This window comes from Ereboglobus luteus (genome assembly GCF_003096195.1).
Lineage (GTDB): Bacteria > Verrucomicrobiota > Verrucomicrobiia > Opitutales > Opitutaceae > Ereboglobus > Ereboglobus luteus.
The window spans coordinates 805,178-823,156 of the sequence record NZ_CP023004.1 but is presented as its reverse complement, the minus strand read 5'-3'; the positions used below and the strand labels follow the sequence as shown (position 1 = coordinate 823,156).

Annotated in this window: 17 protein-coding genes and 1 tRNA gene; 6 read left to right on the top strand and 12 right to left on the bottom strand. The window is 60.1% G+C overall.

Features of this window, described 5'->3' with window-relative positions; translation table 11 throughout:
* Nucleotides 1–52 precede the first annotated feature (52 nt).
* On the bottom strand, nt 53–1,357 hold the full coding sequence (locus CKA38_RS03105; protein WP_236919132.1) for a phenylacetate--CoA ligase family protein: 1,305 nt from the start codon (nt 1,355–1,357) through the stop codon (nt 53–55).
* Nucleotides 1,358–1,515: 158 nt separating this feature from the next.
* Between CKA38_RS03105 and CKA38_RS03100 the strand changes: the two genes are divergently transcribed.
* Both CKA38_RS03100 and CKA38_RS03095 read left to right on the top strand, forming a co-directional pair.
* Nucleotides 1,516–2,547 (top strand): hemolysin family protein, encoded by a 1,032-nt coding sequence (locus tag CKA38_RS03100; protein WP_108826376.1) that lies wholly within the window; start codon nt 1,516–1,518, stop codon nt 2,545–2,547.
* Between the two features lie 179 nt (nt 2,548–2,726).
* Nucleotides 2,727–3,782, top strand: a complete 1,056-nt coding sequence (locus CKA38_RS03095; protein ID WP_108824184.1) for an aldose epimerase family protein — start codon at nt 2,727–2,729, stop codon at nt 3,780–3,782.
* A 133-nt stretch (nt 3,783–3,915) separates the two neighbouring features.
* Here the strand turns inward: CKA38_RS03095 and CKA38_RS03090 are convergent, their stop codons facing one another.
* The 6 genes from CKA38_RS03090 to lysA all read right to left on the bottom strand — a co-directional run bounded on the left by CKA38_RS03090 (nt 3,916) and on the right by lysA (nt 10,268).
* On the bottom strand, nt 3,916–5,436 hold the full coding sequence (locus CKA38_RS03090; protein WP_108824183.1) for a tryptophanase: 1,521 nt from the start codon (nt 5,434–5,436) through the stop codon (nt 3,916–3,918).
* Between the two features lie 31 nt (nt 5,437–5,467).
* On the bottom strand, nt 5,468–6,121 hold the full coding sequence (locus CKA38_RS03085; protein WP_108826375.1) for a SagB/ThcOx family dehydrogenase: 654 nt from the start codon (nt 6,119–6,121) through the stop codon (nt 5,468–5,470).
* A gap of 212 nt (nt 6,122–6,333) precedes the next feature.
* The gene (locus tag CKA38_RS03080; RefSeq protein WP_108824182.1) at nt 6,334–6,753 is read right to left on the bottom strand and encodes a hypothetical protein; all 420 of its coding nucleotides are present in this window, start codon (nt 6,751–6,753) and stop codon (nt 6,334–6,336) included.
* A gap of 83 nt (nt 6,754–6,836) precedes the next feature.
* Entirely contained in the window at nt 6,837–8,015 is a 1,179-nt protein-coding gene (dnaX, locus tag CKA38_RS03075) for a DNA polymerase III subunit gamma/tau (RefSeq protein ID WP_108824181.1), read from the bottom strand.
* A 97-nt stretch (nt 8,016–8,112) separates the two neighbouring features.
* A complete protein-coding gene (gene panB / locus CKA38_RS03070; protein WP_108824180.1) occupies nt 8,113–8,892 on the bottom strand; it encodes a 3-methyl-2-oxobutanoate hydroxymethyltransferase in 780 nt (259 codons plus the stop codon).
* Between the two features lie 71 nt (nt 8,893–8,963).
* Entirely contained in the window at nt 8,964–10,268 is a 1,305-nt protein-coding gene (gene lysA, locus CKA38_RS03065) for a diaminopimelate decarboxylase (protein WP_108826374.1), read from the bottom strand.
* Nucleotides 10,269–10,438: 170 nt separating this feature from the next.
* On the opposite strand from lysA, the gene CKA38_RS03060 reads away from it, so the two are divergent.
* Nucleotides 10,439–10,696, top strand: a complete 258-nt coding sequence (locus tag CKA38_RS03060; RefSeq protein WP_236919131.1) for a hypothetical protein — start codon at nt 10,439–10,441, stop codon at nt 10,694–10,696.
* Nucleotides 10,697–10,821: 125 nt separating this feature from the next.
* Nucleotides 10,822–11,433 (top strand): four helix bundle suffix domain-containing protein, encoded by a 612-nt coding sequence (locus CKA38_RS03055; RefSeq protein ID WP_108824179.1) that lies wholly within the window; start codon nt 10,822–10,824, stop codon nt 11,431–11,433.
* A gap of 151 nt (nt 11,434–11,584) precedes the next feature.
* Here CKA38_RS03055 and CKA38_RS03050 read toward each other — a convergent pair whose 3' ends face one another.
* The 4 genes from CKA38_RS03050 to CKA38_RS03035 all read right to left on the bottom strand — a co-directional run bounded on the left by CKA38_RS03050 (nt 11,585) and on the right by CKA38_RS03035 (nt 15,312).
* Nucleotides 11,585–12,367 (bottom strand): FKBP-type peptidyl-prolyl cis-trans isomerase, encoded by a 783-nt coding sequence (locus CKA38_RS03050; protein WP_108824178.1) that lies wholly within the window; start codon nt 12,365–12,367, stop codon nt 11,585–11,587.
* 131 nt (nt 12,368–12,498) lie between these two features.
* Nucleotides 12,499–13,668 (bottom strand): molecular chaperone DnaJ, encoded by a 1,170-nt coding sequence (dnaJ, locus tag CKA38_RS03045; protein ID WP_108824177.1) that lies wholly within the window; start codon nt 13,666–13,668, stop codon nt 12,499–12,501.
* A gap of 68 nt (nt 13,669–13,736) precedes the next feature.
* Complete coding sequence (locus CKA38_RS03040; protein ID WP_108824176.1) at nt 13,737–14,366, bottom strand: nucleotide exchange factor GrpE; 630 nt, start codon at nt 14,364–14,366, stop codon at nt 13,737–13,739.
* Between the two features lie 124 nt (nt 14,367–14,490).
* Nucleotides 14,491–15,312 (bottom strand): DUF748 domain-containing protein, encoded by an 822-nt coding sequence (locus CKA38_RS03035; RefSeq protein WP_108824175.1) that lies wholly within the window; start codon nt 15,310–15,312, stop codon nt 14,491–14,493.
* Between the two features lie 219 nt (nt 15,313–15,531).
* Between CKA38_RS03035 and CKA38_RS03030 the strand changes: the two genes are divergently transcribed.
* Both CKA38_RS03030 and CKA38_RS03025 read left to right on the top strand, forming a co-directional pair.
* Nucleotides 15,532–16,017, top strand: a complete 486-nt coding sequence (locus tag CKA38_RS03030) for a low molecular weight protein arginine phosphatase (RefSeq protein ID WP_108824174.1) — start codon at nt 15,532–15,534, stop codon at nt 16,015–16,017.
* Nucleotides 16,018–16,535: 518 nt separating this feature from the next.
* Nucleotides 16,536–16,612, top strand: a tRNA-Met gene (locus CKA38_RS03025).
* Between the two features lie 75 nt (nt 16,613–16,687).
* Here the strand turns inward: CKA38_RS03025 and CKA38_RS03020 are convergent.
* Nucleotides 16,688–17,860 carry a sulfite reductase subunit alpha gene (locus CKA38_RS03020; RefSeq protein WP_108824173.1) on the bottom strand — a complete coding sequence of 391 codons (1,173 nt, stop codon included), beginning with the start codon at nt 17,858–17,860 and terminating at the stop codon, nt 16,688–16,690.
* Nucleotides 17,861–17,979: the final 119 nt, after the last annotated feature.

Here is a 17,979-nt window from a genome sequence, read left to right as displayed (position 1 = left end):
AGAATAACGACCACCCGCCCACTGCGGTCAATCTTGCGTTTTGGAAATTTTCCTACCTCGCCAGGGGTTTCAGCAGGGCGAATTTCCCGCTTGCGGCGGGTGTTATCGTGCGGCGGCGGAACAAATTCACTCGAGCACCGCCGCCCAGCGCCGCCGCGAGCGCCGTGTCGAGGTCTTTCGGCGCGTGGCCGTCCGCCACGTAGTGGAAATCCCAGCGCGCGTCGCCCGTTTGCACGAGGCTGTAGTGCCAGCACTCGAAATCCGCCGGTATGGCCGCGTCGATTTCCGTCGGCGAAATGATCGCGCCGTCGCTTTCGCGGAAATACAGCCCGCCCTCGCGCCCCAGCAGCCGGTAGCCTTGCGCGCAACGCCGCACGATGTCGCCCGTGTGGTAGCGCAACAGCGGCATCGCCTCGCGCCCGCGCGTCGTCACGTAAATCTGGAAAACATCCGGCGTGCCGCGATACGGCGCCAGCTCCACGAATGCGTTTTCATCGATCACGCGCGAGTCGTCCTTGAACGCCGTGCCGACAAAAATATAACCCGCCTCAGTCGAGCCGTAGAGATCGACCTGCGGCGCGGGAAACGCCTCCGCGACGCGGCGACTGTGCTGCAGGCTCGCCTTGCCGTAGGTGAGGATGACCACTTTCACGCTCGGCACCGACACCTGGCGTTTTTTCACCGCGCGCGCCAGCAGCGACAAATAAATCGGCTCTCCCTCGATGATGTCGGGTTTCACCGCCTGCAACTCCGTGACGATCCGGTCCCATTCCGCCTCGGGAAACACAAACGGATCGCTCGAAAGATTCAGGTAAACCGTGCCGTCGAAATACCGGTTCGGAAACGGATGATCCTCATACGGGCACAGATTCGACGAGCATCCAACCGGCGCCAGCACGCACTTGCGATGCGGCGTGTCGGCGAACGGCGCGAGCAGCGGATGCGCCCGATACGCGCGCCGCGTCTGCTCGTTCCACCAACCGTCCTCCATGATGACGGTCATCGGCCCGGCGGTCGTGCCGGAGGTCGATTCGTATTCAAATTTTTTCTCCTGCAACCCCCGCTCAATCACACGGTAGTCCTCGAAAAACGCCTCGTGCCCGTGCCGCACGATCTCCTGCTTGGAAAGCGCCGGCACGTCCCGATACCACTCCCACGACAACGGGTCCCCGCCCAGCGCGAACCGCCTCCCGTAAAGCGGGCTGCGTTCGTAAATCCTGCGGATTTCGGTCTCCAGCGCGGCGGGCAAAAACTCGCCGGGCTCTTCGCTTCCCGTTCCGCCCAACGCCGCTGGCGCGTTGGCGAAAAGAGGGGCTGCCTCGATCACATTGGAAACATCGTTAATTGCGGGATTCATTGCTTCAAAAGGAAGGAAATGCCACTCTATCAAACAAGTCAAACAAGCCGGCCGTTCGCCGCGATTTTTCAAATTTTCACGCACGGTCCCCCAACATAAACCCGCGGCGCGCCGAAACGATCTTGGCGCGGCACACCAAGGTTGTTTCAGTTGCCCGCATGATCTGGTTTATAACCGCCATCGTTCTCACCATAGGCATCTCCTTTTTTTGCTCCATGCTTGAAGCGATGATTCTCAGCACCAACGTCATCGAAATCGAGGCGCTCAAAGCCAAAAGCCCCCGCCACGGCGAAACCCTTGAGAAACTCAAAAACTCCGACGAAACCATCTCCGCAATCCTCTCCCTCAACACCATCGCCAACACCCTCGGTTCCGTCATCGTGGGCGGTCTCGCCGCGCACCTCTTCAACAGCACCGTCGTCGGCGTCGTCTCCGTCCTCCTCACCATCTGCATCCTCATCTTTTCCGAGGTCATTCCCAAAAACATCGGCGTTATTCATCGCGTAAAACTCCAGCCGGTCATGGTTTATCCGCTGCTCACGCTCTGCCGCGTGCTGCGCCCCGTCACCTATTTCTGCAACCTTGTCCTCCGGCTCTTTATCAAAAAACCCGCGCCCAGCAGAACGTCGGACGACGAGATCATCCTCCTCGCCGAGCGTGGCGCGCAACAGGGCGCGATCACCCATCACGAGTCCGACATCATCGCCAACACCCTTTCGCTCGACGAAGTGCGCGTCGGCGAAATCATGACTCCGCGCACCGTCGTCGCCATGCTTCCCCGCGACGCCACCGTTGGCGAAGTCTTCAAGACCCGCTCCAACATCCCTTTCGGCCGCATGCCCGTCTACGACAAAAACATCGACGACATCGTCGGCATCATCCGCCGCCGCGACCTCCTCAAGGCCAAGGCCGCCGACCAGGACAGCGAACTCGTCGGACGCCTCATGCAGGAGGCGCACTTTGTCCCCGAAACCGTCACCGCCTCCAGCGCCCTCCAAACCATCCTCAAAGTCCACCAGCAACTTCTCGTCGTCGTTGATGAGTTCGGCTCCACCGCCGGCGTCGTGACGATGGAGGACATCATGGAGCACATCCTCGGCCACGAGATTTTCGAAAAAGACGACGTCGCCGTCGACATGCGCGAACTCGCCCGCCGCAAAGTGAAAAAGGCCGAGGGGTTGAAAAACTGAGCGGATCGGAAAGCCAGCGGTCGGAGCGGGCGCACAGTTTTTCCCGAAACGGCAGAACCGCGTGAACGCATAAACGCTATTGCCGTGACACCATGAAAAACGCGATCATGCCGCTGATAATTCTTTACGGCCGGCGCAACTGCCAGCCGCCCATTCACTTCCTTTAATCCCTCATTCCCATGCCGGCATTGCAACGCTCCAACTTTCAAAAACAAATCGGCGGCAAACAGGCGGACCTGTTTGTCATGCGCAACAATAAGGGCGTCGAAATATGCGCCATGAATTACGGTGCGCGCATTGTGTCGTGGCTCGTGCCCGATCGCGGCGGCAACATGGAGGACATCGTCCTCGGCTACGAAAGCGTGCAGGATTACATCGACTCGAAGGAGCCGTATTTCGGCGCGGCCATCGGCCGTTTCGGCAACCGCATTGCCAACGGTAAATTCACACTCGACGGCGTCGAATACACCATCCCGATCAACAACGCCCCCAACGCCCTCCATGGCGGGCCGGGCGGGTTTCAGTCCATCGTATGGGATGCGCGGCAGGTCAATCCGGCCACGGTTGAATTTCGCCTGCTCTCGAAAGACGGCGACCAGGGCTTCCCCGGCAATCTCGACGTGACGATGACCTACGCGCTCACGGACGACGACGAACTCAAAATCAGCTATCGCGCCACCACCGACAAACCCACGGTCATCAACCTCACGCATCACTCGTTCTTCAACTTGCACGGCGCGGGCAACGGCAGCGTCAACGACCACATCCTCACAATCAACGCCGACAACTACACTCCCGTGAGCAGTGCGTTGATTCCCACGGGGGAGATTGCTTCGGTCGCCGGCACGCCGATGGATTTTCGCCAGCCGACCGTCATCGGCGCGCGTGTCGACGCCGACTTTGAGCAGCTCAAAAACGGCGCCGGTTACGACCACAACTGGGTGCTGAAAAAATCAGGCGACGGCCTCCAATTCGCGGCCAAAATCACCGAGCCCAAAAGCGGCCGCGTGCTCGAAGTGCGCACGACCGAGCCCGGCATGCAATTCTACGGCGGCAATTTTCTGAACGCCTCGCTCAAGGGCAAGGGTGGCAAAACGTATGATGCGCGCACCGCGTTTTGTTTTGAAACGCAACATTTCCCCGACAGCCCGAACCAGAAAAATTTCCCCTCCACCGTGCTGCGTCCCGGAGAAATCTACACGCAGGAATGCGTGTATAAGTTTTACGCGGAGTAACAGTTTCTGCCGCATTTTTAGGCAGGGCGGCTGGCAGAATGTCGCCAACCGCCGTGTTTGATTCCCGCGGTTCCCGGCGCGCCCGGCGAGCGCGCCTTATCCGCTAAGGCCTGAAACTCACTCGTAAAAGGTGTTACAAGCTGTCGCCGAAATCTTGGCGGAACTTGGCGGCGAGTTTTTGCGGCCAGTCGCTGTTGGCGGCGAGGCGGCCGTTGAAGAAACGCAGCACCGTCGGCTCCTCAACGAAATGGATTCCGCCGATCAGGTTGCGGTTCTTGTAGAGCCAGGCGAGACGGTCCTCGACATACTTCACTTGCGAGAGCGTGAAGACGCGGCGCGGCATAGCGAGGCGCAGCAGCTCGGCGTCGGCGAGGATGTCGTGGCCGTGCACATCGCGCACGCTGGACATCGTGCCGCGCTCCATGCCGCGCACGCCGGAGGCGATGTAGAACGCGGTGGCGAGCGCGCCGGCGGGATAATCCTTTTGCGGGATGTGCGGCACGAAACCCATCGCGTCGACGTGGCAGCCGAGGCCGCCGGCGGGCGTGACCACGGGGATGCCGAGCTTCTCAAGGCGGCCCACGAGATACTCGATGAAGAGCGGGCTTTGCGACATGACCGTCTCGTCGGTCGTCTCGCGCAGGCCGACCGCCATCGACTCGATTTCGCGCACCGAGATGCCGCCGTAGGTGAGGAAGCCCTCGAAGAGCACGACGAGGTTTTTCATCTGGTCGATGATTTCCTTGTTGTTCGAGCAGATGCCGCCGCCGCGCGACGAGCTGACTTTGCGCGCCGAGAAATAAACGATGTCGGCGAGGTCGCACATTGTGAGGAGGATTTTTGCGACGCTGGCGTTCTTGAACTCCGCCTCGCGCTGCTTGACGAAATAGGCGTTCTCACCGATGAGGCTCGCGTCGAGCACGAGCAGGATGCCGTGCTTCTTCGCGATGGCGCGCACGGCGCGCATGTTGGCGATTGAGAAGGGCTGGCCGCCGATGAGATTGGTCGAGGCCTCCATGCGGATGAAGGGGATGTTGCCCGCGCCGTGCGTGGCGATGGACGCCTCGAGCTTGGCGATGTCGATGTTTCCCTTGAACGGGTTTGTGCTTTTGATTTTGAGCGCGTCGTCGCTGAGGATTTCCACGATGCGCCCGCCGTTGCGCGTGATGTGCGCGAGCGTCGTCGTGAAGTGGTAGTTCATCGGGATGACGCTGTTGGGTTTCACGAAATGTTGCGCGAGGATGTTTTCGCAGGCGCGGCCCTGGTGCGCGGGAAGAAGGTATTTTTTGCCGAACACCTCCTCGACGGCGGACTGGAGGCGGGCGAAGCTTTGCGAGCCGGCGTAGGCGTCGTCGGCCTGCATCATGGCGGCGATCTGGTTGTCGCTCATGGCGTTCACACCGGAGTCGGTGAGCATGTCGAGGAAGACGTCCTTGGTTTGAAGCTGGAAGGTGTTGAAGCCGGCCTCCTGCATGGCGGCGAGGCGGCGCTCGACGGGCACGAGGTGGAGCTTTTGCACGACGCGCACCTTGTGCAGCTCGAGCGGAATGTGCTCGCCGCTGAAGAACTTTACCTTTGGCGAGGCGTTTGAGTCATTCGTCGCGGGCGCGGCGGATTGGGTTTTGGATGCGGATTTTGCGGAGTTTTTTTTCATGGAAATGATGGGTGGATTGTTTTGTTGAGATTTATTTTTTCGCGTAGCCGACAGAGTTGGCGATGACGGCCCATTGCGTTTTTTTGAGGGAAATCGCGGGGGCGAGTTTTTCGCGGTCGATCGACATGCGCGCCCCGGTGGCAAGTCCCTCGGAGGCGCAGTGGAGGCAGATGTTTTGGGAAATGAATCCGGCGTTGGCCGCGGCGACTTCGCGTTTCGCGGCCTCGGTTTTTTGCGAAAGTTTCGAGAGGTCGGCGACGAGCACGAGCGTGACGGGCGCGTCCTTTACAAAGGCTTGCGAGCCGCCGAGCTCGCGAACGTCCTTGCCGGCGGCGACGGCGACGAGCGAGTGGGCCTTGGCGTCGTAGCGATACGCGCCCTGCTTGAGGAGCACGTAGATGTCGATTTCCTGCTTGTTGTTTGCCGAGGGCGCGGTGCGCCTGCCGTCACCGCGGTTGACGCCCCACGCGGCCCAGAGGAGGTTGGAAAGTTGTTGCTGCGAAAGCTCGCGCTTGGAATCGAAGCTGCGCGAAGTGGAGCGCTTCGCGAGCGCGTCCATGAGCGGCATGCCGCCGGTTTTTTGCGGGGAGGGAAGGGCGATGTCCTGCGCGGAGAGCGTGGCTGCGGTGGCTGCAAACACGCACAGCGCGGCAACAAGGGAGAGTGTTTTGGCGAGGGTTCTCATGGGAAAAGAATTTGAAATGCTGACAAATCCGCCCCGTGCCGCAATGCGGAAATAAAACACGAGTGCGACCGGGACGCATCCCAGAATTTTGCAGAGTTAGAAGAACGCATTGCGCCCGGGGGCGCGGGCATCTTGCCCGCAGGCTTAAAGGAGTTTTGTCCGGCGCGGCGTATTGCGGGCAGGATGCCCGCGCTCCCGGGCGCAAGCGCAATTCACTTGATCAGCTTCTTGGGGATTTTGCGCACGGTTGTGAACTTGGCGCGGAAGAATGTTTCGAGCACCTCGAGTGTTTCGGCGGGAATGCGCGCCTTGAGGCTGTCGAGCGAGGGAAGTCCGGATGCGTCCTGCTCATCAGGGTCTTCGCCGGAGTTTGCGGAGGACATCGCGGATGCGGCGGCTGCTTGATCGGCGAGGTAGGCTTGCTCGGCCGCGGTGTCGAGCCACGGCGGGGCGTCGTCGTCATAATTGCCGGCGTCGGTCGCGGTCGCATAATCGCCGGTGTTTTCCTGCGCGTAGGGCGGCGCGGCGTCCTCGGCGTCGGCGAGTTCGGACGCGGCGCGGGTTTCCTCGATTTGGTTTGCGACTTTGTTTGCAAGGGTGCCGCCCCCGAGGTTGCCGGCGATGAAGGGCATGGCGGCGCTTTTTTCGCGGTCGCGGCGCGCCTTTTCGTTGTAATCCGCGAGCGCGACGGCGAGGCGCGACTCAAGCGTCTCAATCAGGTCTTTTTTTTTTCGCTGTTGGAATCGGCCGCGCTTGAGGCGGGCGTTTCCGGGGCGGGGCTTTTCCCCGCGAGCTCGGTGAGTTCCTTGATGAGCGAATCGATTGCGCGCGCGCGGCTCGCCTCGATCGCCTTGAGGAGGGTGACTTCGAAATTGATTTTTTCAGCGAGGCCGAGCTTGACCGCGCCCTCGCCCTCGCGGAGTCCGTCGAGGAGGCGGGTGATTTGCTCGGTGGTCATTTTGACGCCGCCGAGTTGCTCGCTGTAACCGCCTTTGGCGATGGCGTCGATGAGGGCGTTGCGGACGACGGCTTGCAGGTCGCTGAGGAGGCGCACGAGGTCGCGGCCCTGATGGTCGCACTCGTCGATGATGGCGATGAGTTTTTGGTGGTCGCCGGCGGCGAGCGCGGCGGCAAGCGCGGCGATTTTTTCGCCCGAGACGAGGCCGTAAACGTCGAGCACATCCGATTCCTCGATGTCGTTGCCGCAAAAGGAAATCATCTGGTCAAAGATGGATTGCGCGTCGCGCATGCCGCCGTCGGCCATGCGGGCGATGCACTCGTAGGCGGCGTCGGAGGCTTTAATTTTTTCCTCGTCGCCGATTTGTTTGAGACGCTGGATGATGAGGTCGTTCGGGATGGGCTTCAGGTCGAAGCGCTGGCAGCGGGAGACGATGGTGGGGAGAACTTTTTGCGGGTCGGTGGTGGCAAAGACAAATTTGACGTGCGGCGGCGGCTCCTCGAGGGTTTTGAGCAGCGCGTTGAACGCGGCGGTCGAGAGCATGTGCACCTCGTCGATGATGTAGATTTTGAATTTTCCCTGCGCGGGCGCGTATTGCACGGTTTCGCGAAGATCGCGGACCTGGTCCACGCCGTTGTTTGAGGCGCCGTCGATTTCAATGACGTCGAGGTGCGAGCCGTCGGCGATGGATTTGCACGCGGGATCGTTGGGATCAAAGTCGGCCTTCGGGCCGTCGGTGCAGTTGAGGGCCTTGGCGAAGATGCGCGCGGTGGATGTCTTGCCCGTGCCGCGGGGGCCGACAAAGAGGTAGGCGTGCGCGATGCGATTGCGCGCGATGGCGTTTTTGAGGGTTCGCACGACATGGTCCTGCCCGACGACATCGTCGAATGTCTGCGGGCGCCACTTGCGGGCTATGACTTGGTAGGTGGAGGACATCGTGTGGGACAGGGCGGCGTGCGGATTGAGAAAAGTGAAAACGTGAGTTCAGGACGCGGAAATGGAAACGGCAACAAAAAGGTGCCGCCCGGGATGTTTATTGCGGGAATTTTTTCCCGCGGACGGCGGCGGCGTAGTCGGCGAAACCCTGGCGGTATTGCGCGGCGGCGTCGGCGAATTTATGCGCGAACGAGGGCACATAGCCGGGCGTGAGCCCGAGGAGATCGGGCGCGACGAGGACTTGCCCGTCGCAGTGCGGCCCGGCTCCGATTCCGATGATGGGGATGCCGACGGCCTCGGTGATTTTGCGCGCGGCTTCGTGGTCGGTGAGTTCGAGAAGGAGCGCGAACGCGCCCGCTTTTTCGAGCGCGCGCGCGTCGGCGATTAGCGATTCGGTTTCTTCGGGGGTGGATCCGAATTTCTTGTAGCGGCCAAGCGCGAGGACTTGCTGCGGCTTGAGGCCGATGTGACCCCACACGGGAATGCCGGCTGCGATGATGCGCGCGACGGCGGGGGCGAGCTCGGCGCCGCCTTCGATTTTTATGGCATCGACCCCGGTTTCCTGCATGAGGCGCTGGCATGAGGCGAGCAGGCGGTCGTGCCCGTAGTGCGCCTCGGCGAAGGGGAGGTCGACGGCGACGAGCGCCTCGGGGCGCGCGCGTGTGACGGCGGCGGCGTGATGGCACATCATGTCGAGCGTCACCGGCACCGTGGTTTCAAAGCCGAGCATGGTGTTGCCCACGGAGTCGCCGATGAGGATGATGTCCACCCCGGCTTCGCTGGCGTAGCGCGCCGTGATCGCGTCGTAGGCAGTGACGGCGACGATGGGTTGTTTGCCCTTGAGTTTGCGAAGTGTGTGCGTGGTGAGTTTCGGCATCGGTGTGAAAGTTACAGGCTACGGATTACAAATTGCGAACAAGGACGCAAGCGGCGGGAGCCGTGCGCGGCTTACTTCAGGAATGCCGGGATGTTTTCGCCGGCGATCATGTTGTCGAAAGTTTCGCGGGCGTTGATGAGGTCGAACGTCGCGCCGTGCACGAGGACCTCGGCGGGCATGCAGCGCGAGTTGTAGCGGCTGGCCATCGTGTAACCGTAGGCGCCGGCGCTCATGAAGGCGACGTGCTCGCCTTCGCCGAGTTGTTGGATGTCGCGGTCTTTGGCGAAGCAGTCGCCGGTTTCGCAAATGGGGCCGACGATATCGGCGGTGATGGCGGGGCGCGATGTGTTGCGGCGGAGCGGGACGACTTGGTGGTAGCTGTCATACATCGCGGGGCGCATGAGGTCGTTCATGCCGGCGTCGAGGATGAGGAAGTTTTTCCCCTGGCCGCGCTTGAGGTATTCGACCTGGGCGAGGAGCACGCCGGCGTTGCCCACCATGAAGCGCCCGGGTTCGACGAGGACTTTCAGGCCGAGCGGCTTCAAGATCGGCGCGAGCGCGGCGCCGTAGGATTCGGGCGTGATGGGGCGCGTGGCCTCGGGCTGGTCGTCCCACCATTTGCTCGCGCCGCTTTCGAGCGCGTCTTGATAGACGATGCCGATGCCGCCGCCGACGGAAATGTATTCGATGTCGTGGCGCGCCTTGAGTTCTTCGGCGAGCGCGGCGAGCTTTTCGGTGGCCTCGACGAACGGGGCGATGGAGGTGAGCTGCGAGCCGATGTGCATTTGCACGCCGCGGATGGCGATGTTGGGATATTCGGCGGCGGCGGCGTAGGCGGCCGCGGCTTGCGCGATGGGGATGCCGAATTTATTGTCGGCCTTGCCGGTGTTGGTTTTGGCGTGGGTGAGCGCGTCAACGTCGGGATTGATGCGAAACGAAATCGCCGCCTTTACGCCGAGTTTGCCGGCGACGTGATTGATGCGGATGAGCTCGGGTTCGCTTTCAACGTGGAATGCGCGGATGCCCGATTCGAGCGCGAGGCGGATTTCGGCCTCTGATTTGCCGACGCCGGCGAAGACGCTGTGGGTGAGGCCGGCCCCGGCGGCGAGCACGCGGCGCAGTTCGCCCCCGCTGACGAGGTCGAAGCCCGCTCCGAGGTTGGCGAAATGGCGGAGCACGGCGATGCTGGAGTTGGCCTTGACGGCATAGCACACATGGACGTCGAGATCGCCGAGGCCGTTGATGATGCGGTTGTAGTTGTCCGCCATTGTGGCGGCGCTGTAAACGTAGGTGGGCGTGCCGTAGAGCTGGGCGACGGCGGCAAGGTCGACGGACTCGCAGTGGAGGTTTGATCCGGTGTAGGAAAAGTGGTGCATTTGCGTCCTTTGAATCGTGAAAAAGGAAGGAATGTTTGGCTGTTTTGCGGGCGCGTGGCGATGCGCAAAAGCGAGGCTGAATAAAAAGTGAAAAATTTGCAGTTTTGCTGTTGAAAAAATGAACTCAAGGCGTCCATTACTAATGGGTCTTCGCCGCAATGATTTTCCGAATGCTCAGAAACCTTTTCCGCCGTCCAGCGATCCGCATGGGTCGTGTGGATAATTCGCGGATTCGGAGGACTGCGATTCGCAATTCGGGCTTTGTGAGTTTTATCTCGGAAAACGGCTGTGTGACGCGCAAAAGCACGGATCATCACGAGTCGCGCATGAGGCGGTTGCGTTTTGCCAAGGTGGTCGCGTATCTGGCGCTGGGCGCGGGCGGCACATGGGTGATCGTCGAAAGCGTGCGCGCACTGACGCTGTTTTGAGAGCGACGATAGGACTTGGGGTAGGACAAATAGGACGCATAAGACCGATAAGATGCGGTGGTGACACGTTTTCTGTTGTCCCACGGGTCTTATTGGTCGTAGAGGTCTTATTATCCCATTTCCCCATGACCGCTTGCCCCGATGCCGATTCCGATGGCTTTTTGCCGCCACACGGTGGCTATAAAAACCTGAAGAGTTATTCGAAAACGGTCATCATTTACGATGGCACCGTGCTTTTTTGCAGGCGTTTCCTAGACAGGGATTGGCGCACTACTGACCAGATGGTGCAGGCGGCACGCTCCGGAAAACAAAATATCGTGGAGGGCAGTGACGCTTCCGGCACATCCAAGGAAACTGAAATCAAACTTACCAATGTTGCGCGTGCCAGCTTGCGCGAATTGCTTGAGGATTACGAAGACTTCCTTCGCACCCGTGACCTCACGCTCTGGGACAAAAACAGCAGGGAGGCCCTTTTCGTGCGCAAGCTCGGGCGCGTTCGCAACGACGACTATGGAACATACCGCGGGTTTCTTGAAACCCGTTCCTCGGAGGTCGTCGCCAATATTCTCATCTGCCTCATTCATCAGGCGCGGTATTTGCTGGGACGCCAGATCAGCAGCCTCGAAAAAACCTTCGTCTCGGAAGGGGGCATTCGCGAGCGCATGACTCGCGCGCGTCTTGAGTTTCGCAATAAGCAAAAAACAGCGTCCGCAGAAAAACGGCCGCCGGTAAAATAATGAACACGGAAACGCCAAACCCGGTTGAGAACCAGCCCGTCAAGCCAACGCAGCCACGGCATCCGGGGATGATTGAGTCAAAAAAACCGCCGCGAAAATCGCGGCGGTTTTTGCATCAGTTGAAATTTCAAATGCGCGTGTTTTGCACGCCTTACTGTGCGGCCGGGGCGGCTGGAACTGCGGCGGCGGGCTCGGGGGCTTGCGGCGGGGTGATTTCGAGCAGCTCGACTTCGAAAACCAATATCGCATACGGGGGAATCGACGGGGGCGGACGCTCGCCGTAGCCGAGCTCGGATGGGATGTAGATTTTGATTTTGCCGCCTTTGTTGATTTTTTGAAGCCCCTCGGCCATGCCGGGGATGACGCCGGCCAGTGAAAACTCGGCGGGTTCGCCGCGCTTGTAGGAGCTGTCGAACTCGGTGCCGTCAACCAGCGTGCCCGCATAGTTGATCTTCACGGTGTCCGTGGCGGTCGGATAGGCGCCTTCGCCGGGCTTGACGACTTCATACATCACGCCGCTGGGCAGCGCGACCACGCCGGCCTTGGCCTTGAGATCGCCGAAAAACTTCGCGGCGGTTTCGTCCGCCTTCGCCTTTGCCTTGGCTTGATAGGCCATTTGGCGGGTCATGATGACGCGCTGCATGTCGGCCTGGATTTTTTCCTGGTCGTAAGGAGCGGGCTTGCCTTCGAAACCGCTGCGCGTGCCCTTGATCATTGCCTCGACGAGTTCGGGCGAGGGCTCGAGCTCGTTGACGGGCATGTTCGAGGCCACATACCAGCCGAGCATCTCGAATACTTGCGCATCGGTGAATTGCGGCGCGGGGGCGGCTTCAGGGGCGGCGGCCGGAGCGGCAGTCGCGGGTTCTTGCGCGTGGAGTCCGGCAGCAAGTGCAATGGCCAGCGCGGGGAGGATTAGGAGGTGTTTTAATTTCATGCAGGTTGAATTCTGTGAGGAGTGAATGGATGACGGCTTTTTCTTTTGGAGCCGTGATTTGAGCTTGGATGCAGGACGGAAAGGCGGATGGCAAAGCTATTTCTCGGGGACTTGCCGGGGCGCGCATTCCGTCAGAAAAACTTCTTCGCCTTGTCGAAGAAACTCTTGGAGGGCTCGTGCGGGTCGCCCATGGCTTGCGCGAATTCCTCCAGCTTTTTGCGCTGTTCCGAGTTGAGGGAGGTGGGCACTTCCACTTGCACGCGCACGAGCAGGTCGCCGTGGCTGCTGTTGTGGCGGAGGTTGGGCATGCCCTGTCCCCTGACTCGGAAAACCTTTCCGGTTTGCGTGCCGGCGGGGATTTTCAGCGAGACTTTGCCAAAAAGTGTCGGCACCTCGATGGAGCCGCCGAGCGCGGCGAGCGTGAACTTGATCGGAATTTCGCAATACAGGTCGTCGCCTTCGCGCTGGAAGTGGTCGTGCTCGGCCACCGAAATATCCACGTAGAGATCGCCAGGCTTGCCTCCGTTGACTCCATCCTCGCCGTGGCCGTATGAGCACAGGCGGGTGCCGTTGTCCACGCCGGCCGGGATTTTCATGTGCACGGTGGTGTTTTTCGGCACGCGACCCTCGCCCCGGCAAACGTTGCACGGTTTTTCGATTTTCGAGCCGGAGCCGCCGCATGTCGGGCAGGTTTGCGTGAAGGTGAAGATGCCGCCGGAGCGCCGCACCTGGCCCGCGCCGCCGCATGTCGGGCATGTGACACGCTTCGAGCCCGGCTCGGCGCCGGTGCCGCTGCAATGCTCGCAGCGCATGGCCTTGCGAAATGTGATGTCTTTTTCAACGCCGCGCGCTGCGTCCTCGAGCGTGATTTCGAGTTCGTAGCGCAGGTCGGAGCCGTCTCGCCTGCCGTCGTCCTGTCCGCGCCTGCGTCCGCCGCCGCCGAAGAACGTCTCGAACACATCCCCACCCATGCCGCCGCCCATGCCGCCGAAAACTTCGTTGAAGATGTCGCGCGCGTCGTGGAATCCGCCGAAGCCGCCCGAGCCAAACCCGCCTCCTCCGCCTCCGCCGCCCTGCTGGAACGCGGCGTGGCCGTAGCGATCGTAGGCCGCGCGTTTTTGCGGGTCCTTGAGCACTTCGTAGGCCTCGGAGACTTTCTTGAACATCTCCTCCGCCTCCTTGTTTCCCGGGTTTTTGTCAGGATGATATTGGACGGCCTTTTTGCGGTAGGCCTTTTTCAGGTCTTCCTCGGAGGCGCTTTTTTCAACGCCGAGCAAACTGTAATAATCTTCCTTGGACATGGTGACGGCGCTTCGCGCCTAGTGAATAATGTGAAATGAAAAATGGTGGGTGACGGTCGGAGGGCGCCTCAATCCTTGCTTTGCGCGGGCTCGTTTTTTTCGTCGGGTTTGCCGCTGGAGACAACCACCGACGCGGGCCGCAGCACGCGGCCGTTGAGCGAGTAGCCGGCGCGGAACACTTGCAGCACGTGGCCCTCGGCGATGTCCGCGCTGGGTTGCATGGCGATGGCCTCCTCCTGGTGCGGATCAAATTTCGCGCCGGCCCCGGGATTGATTTCCTTGAGGCCGTGCTTGCCGAGCGTGGTCTTGATCTGGTTGAGCACCATGTCCATGCCCTCGATCACGCTCACGATTTCGGTGCCGGGCTTTTTTGCCGCGTCGAGGCCAAGCGCAAGGGCTTCTATTATTGGAAACATGTCCTCGAGCACGCGGCTGGCGGCGTATTGGCGGAGCTCGTCTTTTTCGCGCAGCGTGCGGCGGCGGAAGTTTTCGAGGTCGGCGACGGCGCGCACGTAGCGGTCGTAGTTTGCGGCGGCCTCTTTTTTTGCGGCGGCAACCTGGTCCTCAACCGATGCGGCCTGTGTTTTCGCGCCTGTGTTTTCAGCGGCGGGTTCCGCTTGCGAAGCGGGGGCGGCGGCGTTGGGTTCCGTCCCGGCGGCTTCGGCTGGGTTTTGAGAAGTCTCTTTGTGTTCTGACATGATTAAAATTGGTGATGGGCGGCAACGCATGCCGCCGCGTGTTGCTTTGGCAGTATGCGAGATTGCCAAAGCATAAGGGCTTCGCAAGCGAAGCCCCTTTGCGCAAGCCTGAATGCGTGACGCGCTATTCCTTTTTCTTCGACTTGAGTTTGTCGAGCAAACTCTGGACCGCGCCGCTGGCAGCCTCCTCGGGGTTGTCGAGCACCTTGATGCCGCCCTTGAGCACCGAGTCCACGCTCTGGCCAAACTCGCCCGGAATCAGGTCGCTGAGCTGGCTGCCCACGCCGAGCAGGCTCTTGGCAAGGTCGGTCGTCATGAACTGCTTCGGCTCGGTGATATTTTCGTAGGAATGCTTGTAGTTGATCGTGTAATCGCGGCTGGAGGTCGCGCCGTCGGCGGCCTCGGTGGCGACGACAACCTTGCCGACATTCACGTCGAGCTTCTTGATGAGGAAGTTTACCGGCTTCGAGGGCTCGGCGGGTTTTTTGTCGGGATCCTTGGTGGCGGGCGCGGTCGACTCGCCCATGAGCCGCTCGGCAAAAAGCGCGGCGTTCGAGGGCGCGTCATTGGCGCGGCGCACGAGCGTGACCGTGGGCAGGTCGAGCGTGGCGCTCTCCACCACGATGCGATCCGACATCAGCGAAAAGACCGATACCTTGCCGTGCAGCGCATGCAGGTCGACGAAGCCCGGCGTCTTGAAATCGCTTGAGGGATTTGTGATCACAAATCCGTCGATGACGAGGTTCGCGGTGAACGGATTGAGCGAAAGTTTTTCGATTTTGACCGTGTAGCCCGTGCGCCCCTCGATCTGTTTTCGCACGATCGGCTTCAGGCAGAAGATGCACACGATCGCGACCGCCGCCACGACGGCGACGAGCAACGACACAAGCCCGATGATCAATTTAACGAGCAGGCTTTTTTTCTTTTTGGGAGCTTCTTTGGACATGATGAGAAAGAATTGAAGGTTAAAATACCGGTTGAATTTCTATGGATGCGCGTTGTTACAGCACCCGGCCAGCCTCGGAAAGAACCATTTTGCAAAACAGTCATTTTAACCGGATATTTCAAGAAATCTTCGTGCGCCGAGGCGCTTTATGCGGGGAGGCGATGCAAACACGCTGGCACCGCGCGCAATTTATGTTCTTAATCCGGCGCACATAAACAAATGTCCGGCCACATCCTCACCATTTGCACCGCCAATATTTGCCGAAGCCCGATGGCCGAGGCGCTGTTGCAACACGCCTTGCGCGGACAGCCCGAGCCGTTGAAATCGCTCAAGGTCGTTTCCGCCGGCATCGTGGCGCACAGGGGCGAGCCGGTTTCGGAAAACTCGGTCGTCGCGCTCAAAAAAGTGGGCATCGACCTGTCGGGGCATCGCGCGCAGCCGCTCACGCGGGAACTGGTCGAGGACGCGCTGGCGATCTTTTGCATGACCGAGTCGCACCGCGCGGCGATTCTGATGAACTTCGACCCGCCGCCCAAGCACCTGTATTTGTTTCGCGAGTTTTTGCCGGGAAGCGCGAGCCGCGAAATCGCCGATCCCTTCGGTGGCCCGATCAAGGTTTACGAGGCCAGCCGCGACGAGATGGTCGAGGCGATTCCGTCGATCATAAGCTTCCTTCGCGGCCTGGTCGCGGAGAAGAAAGGGTAGGGCGGGGCGCTTTATAATAGGACGCCGTTACTGCGAGCGTGCCATATCTGCTCAAAAAGTCATACGCACAAACGATTGCCCCAATTAAACCCATTGACTGATCGTAACCCATCCACCGACAGCATCTTGAAAAATGAAAATCAAGTCTGCCCTCAAAGCTAGTAGACGCAGCATCCCAGTTGCCCTTCTATTTGTTGGCGCTGCCGGGCTGGTGACAATCATATGGACGAATTGGGTGACTATTCTCCTACTCTCTGTCAGCACCTTCTCACTACTTATGGATATTGTGAATGTTTTCCATATACGCCGAAAAGCCAAAAAAGACCCAAGTTATCTTGAATCAAAAATAAAATGATAAACGAGCAGGGTAAGGAGGCGACACCATCCGTCCGCACGGCACATCTTCGGCTCCATGCAAAGGATATGTGCAAATTGTCAGAAATCATTCAGCCGAAAAGTCCCAAAAAGCCATTGACACCCGCGTTCACGCCTCACAGCTTTAACGACTCTTGATTTGTTGCAGGGTGGAGCAGCCTGGTAGCTCGTCAGGCTCATAACCTGAAGGTCGTTGGTTCAAATCCAACCCCTGCACCCAATTTCCAATAGCCCTCCCATCTGCTCGGGAGGGCTTTTTTTGCGGACATTTTTTTAAGCGGCGCGTCGTCCGCGCTCAATAGACATCCCGCTGGTAGCGTTTGTCTTTTTTCAGCTCCTTGACGTAATCGGCGGTCGCGGCGGCGTCCATGTTTCCTTGTTGGGCGATGATTTCGAGCAGGGCGGCTTCGACATCCTTGGCCATGCGCTTGGCGTCGCCGCAAATGTAGAAATGCGCGCCGTTTTTAATCCACTCCCAGAGTTCGGCGGCGTTTTCCCGCATTTTGTCCTGAACGTAGATTTTTTGTTGCTGGTCGCGCGACCACGCGAGTGTGAGCTTGGAGAGCAGGCCCTTGGCGAGGTAGTTCTGCCATTCCAGTTCGTAGAGGAAGTCGGTGTTTTTGTGCTGGTCGCCAAAGAAGAGCCAGTTGCGGCCCTTGCACTGGGATGCGACGCGATCCTGCATGAATGCGCGGAAGGGCGCGATGCCGGTGCCGGGGCCGACCATGATGATGTCCTTGGACGCGTCCTGCGGCGGGGCGAAGTGCGAGTTGGAGATAAAAATGGGGACGGACGCCGTGCCGAGCCCCGCGCGATCGGCAAGAAACGTGGAGCACACGCCGACACGTTCGCGATTGTTCATCATGTAGCGAAGGACTGCGACGGTGAGGTGGATTTCGTCGGGGTGCTGTTTTGACGAGGACGCGATGGAATAAAGCCTGGGCATGAGTTTGCGCAGGTGATCGACAAACTCTTGCGGCGCGAGCCTGGCGCTGCGGAACTCGCCGAGGATGTCGACGTATTCGCGCTCGGCGAGGTAGGCGGCGAGCTGTTCCTTGGCTTCCGGGGCGAGCAGCCCGGCGAGGCGTGTTTTTTCGCCGGCGTCGGTGACGCGGGCGGCGAGGGCTTCGAGTATTTTGCCTGTCGGGCGGGTGAGCGAAAGTTTCGAGAGCAGCGCCTCGTGCAGGGAAACGGGCGCGGGGAGTTTGAGGAGCGCGGGCGAGACGGGCTCGTCGCCGTTTGCGCCGAGCAGGTTGATGATCTCGGCGACATCCTGCGGGCGGTTTTGCGGGTAAACGCCGAGCGAATCGCCCGCCTTATACACGAGGTTGCTGCCTTCGATGCTGATGGCGACATGCCGGGTTTCCTTTGCGGAGCCGACGCGATTAAGCCGCCGGTTTTCCACAACTTTGGCGTGGAAAGGGTTGTCCTTTGTGAAGGCGGAGGCTGTTTCGGCTGCTGAAGACATGATTAAGCGGTGAGTAAAAAAAACGGGGCAACTATCGCGCAAGTCTTAGTTTTCCGGTTATTTATTCGAATATGTAGTCCGCGCAAATTTTGACGCATTTTGTCGCGCGCGCGAACGTG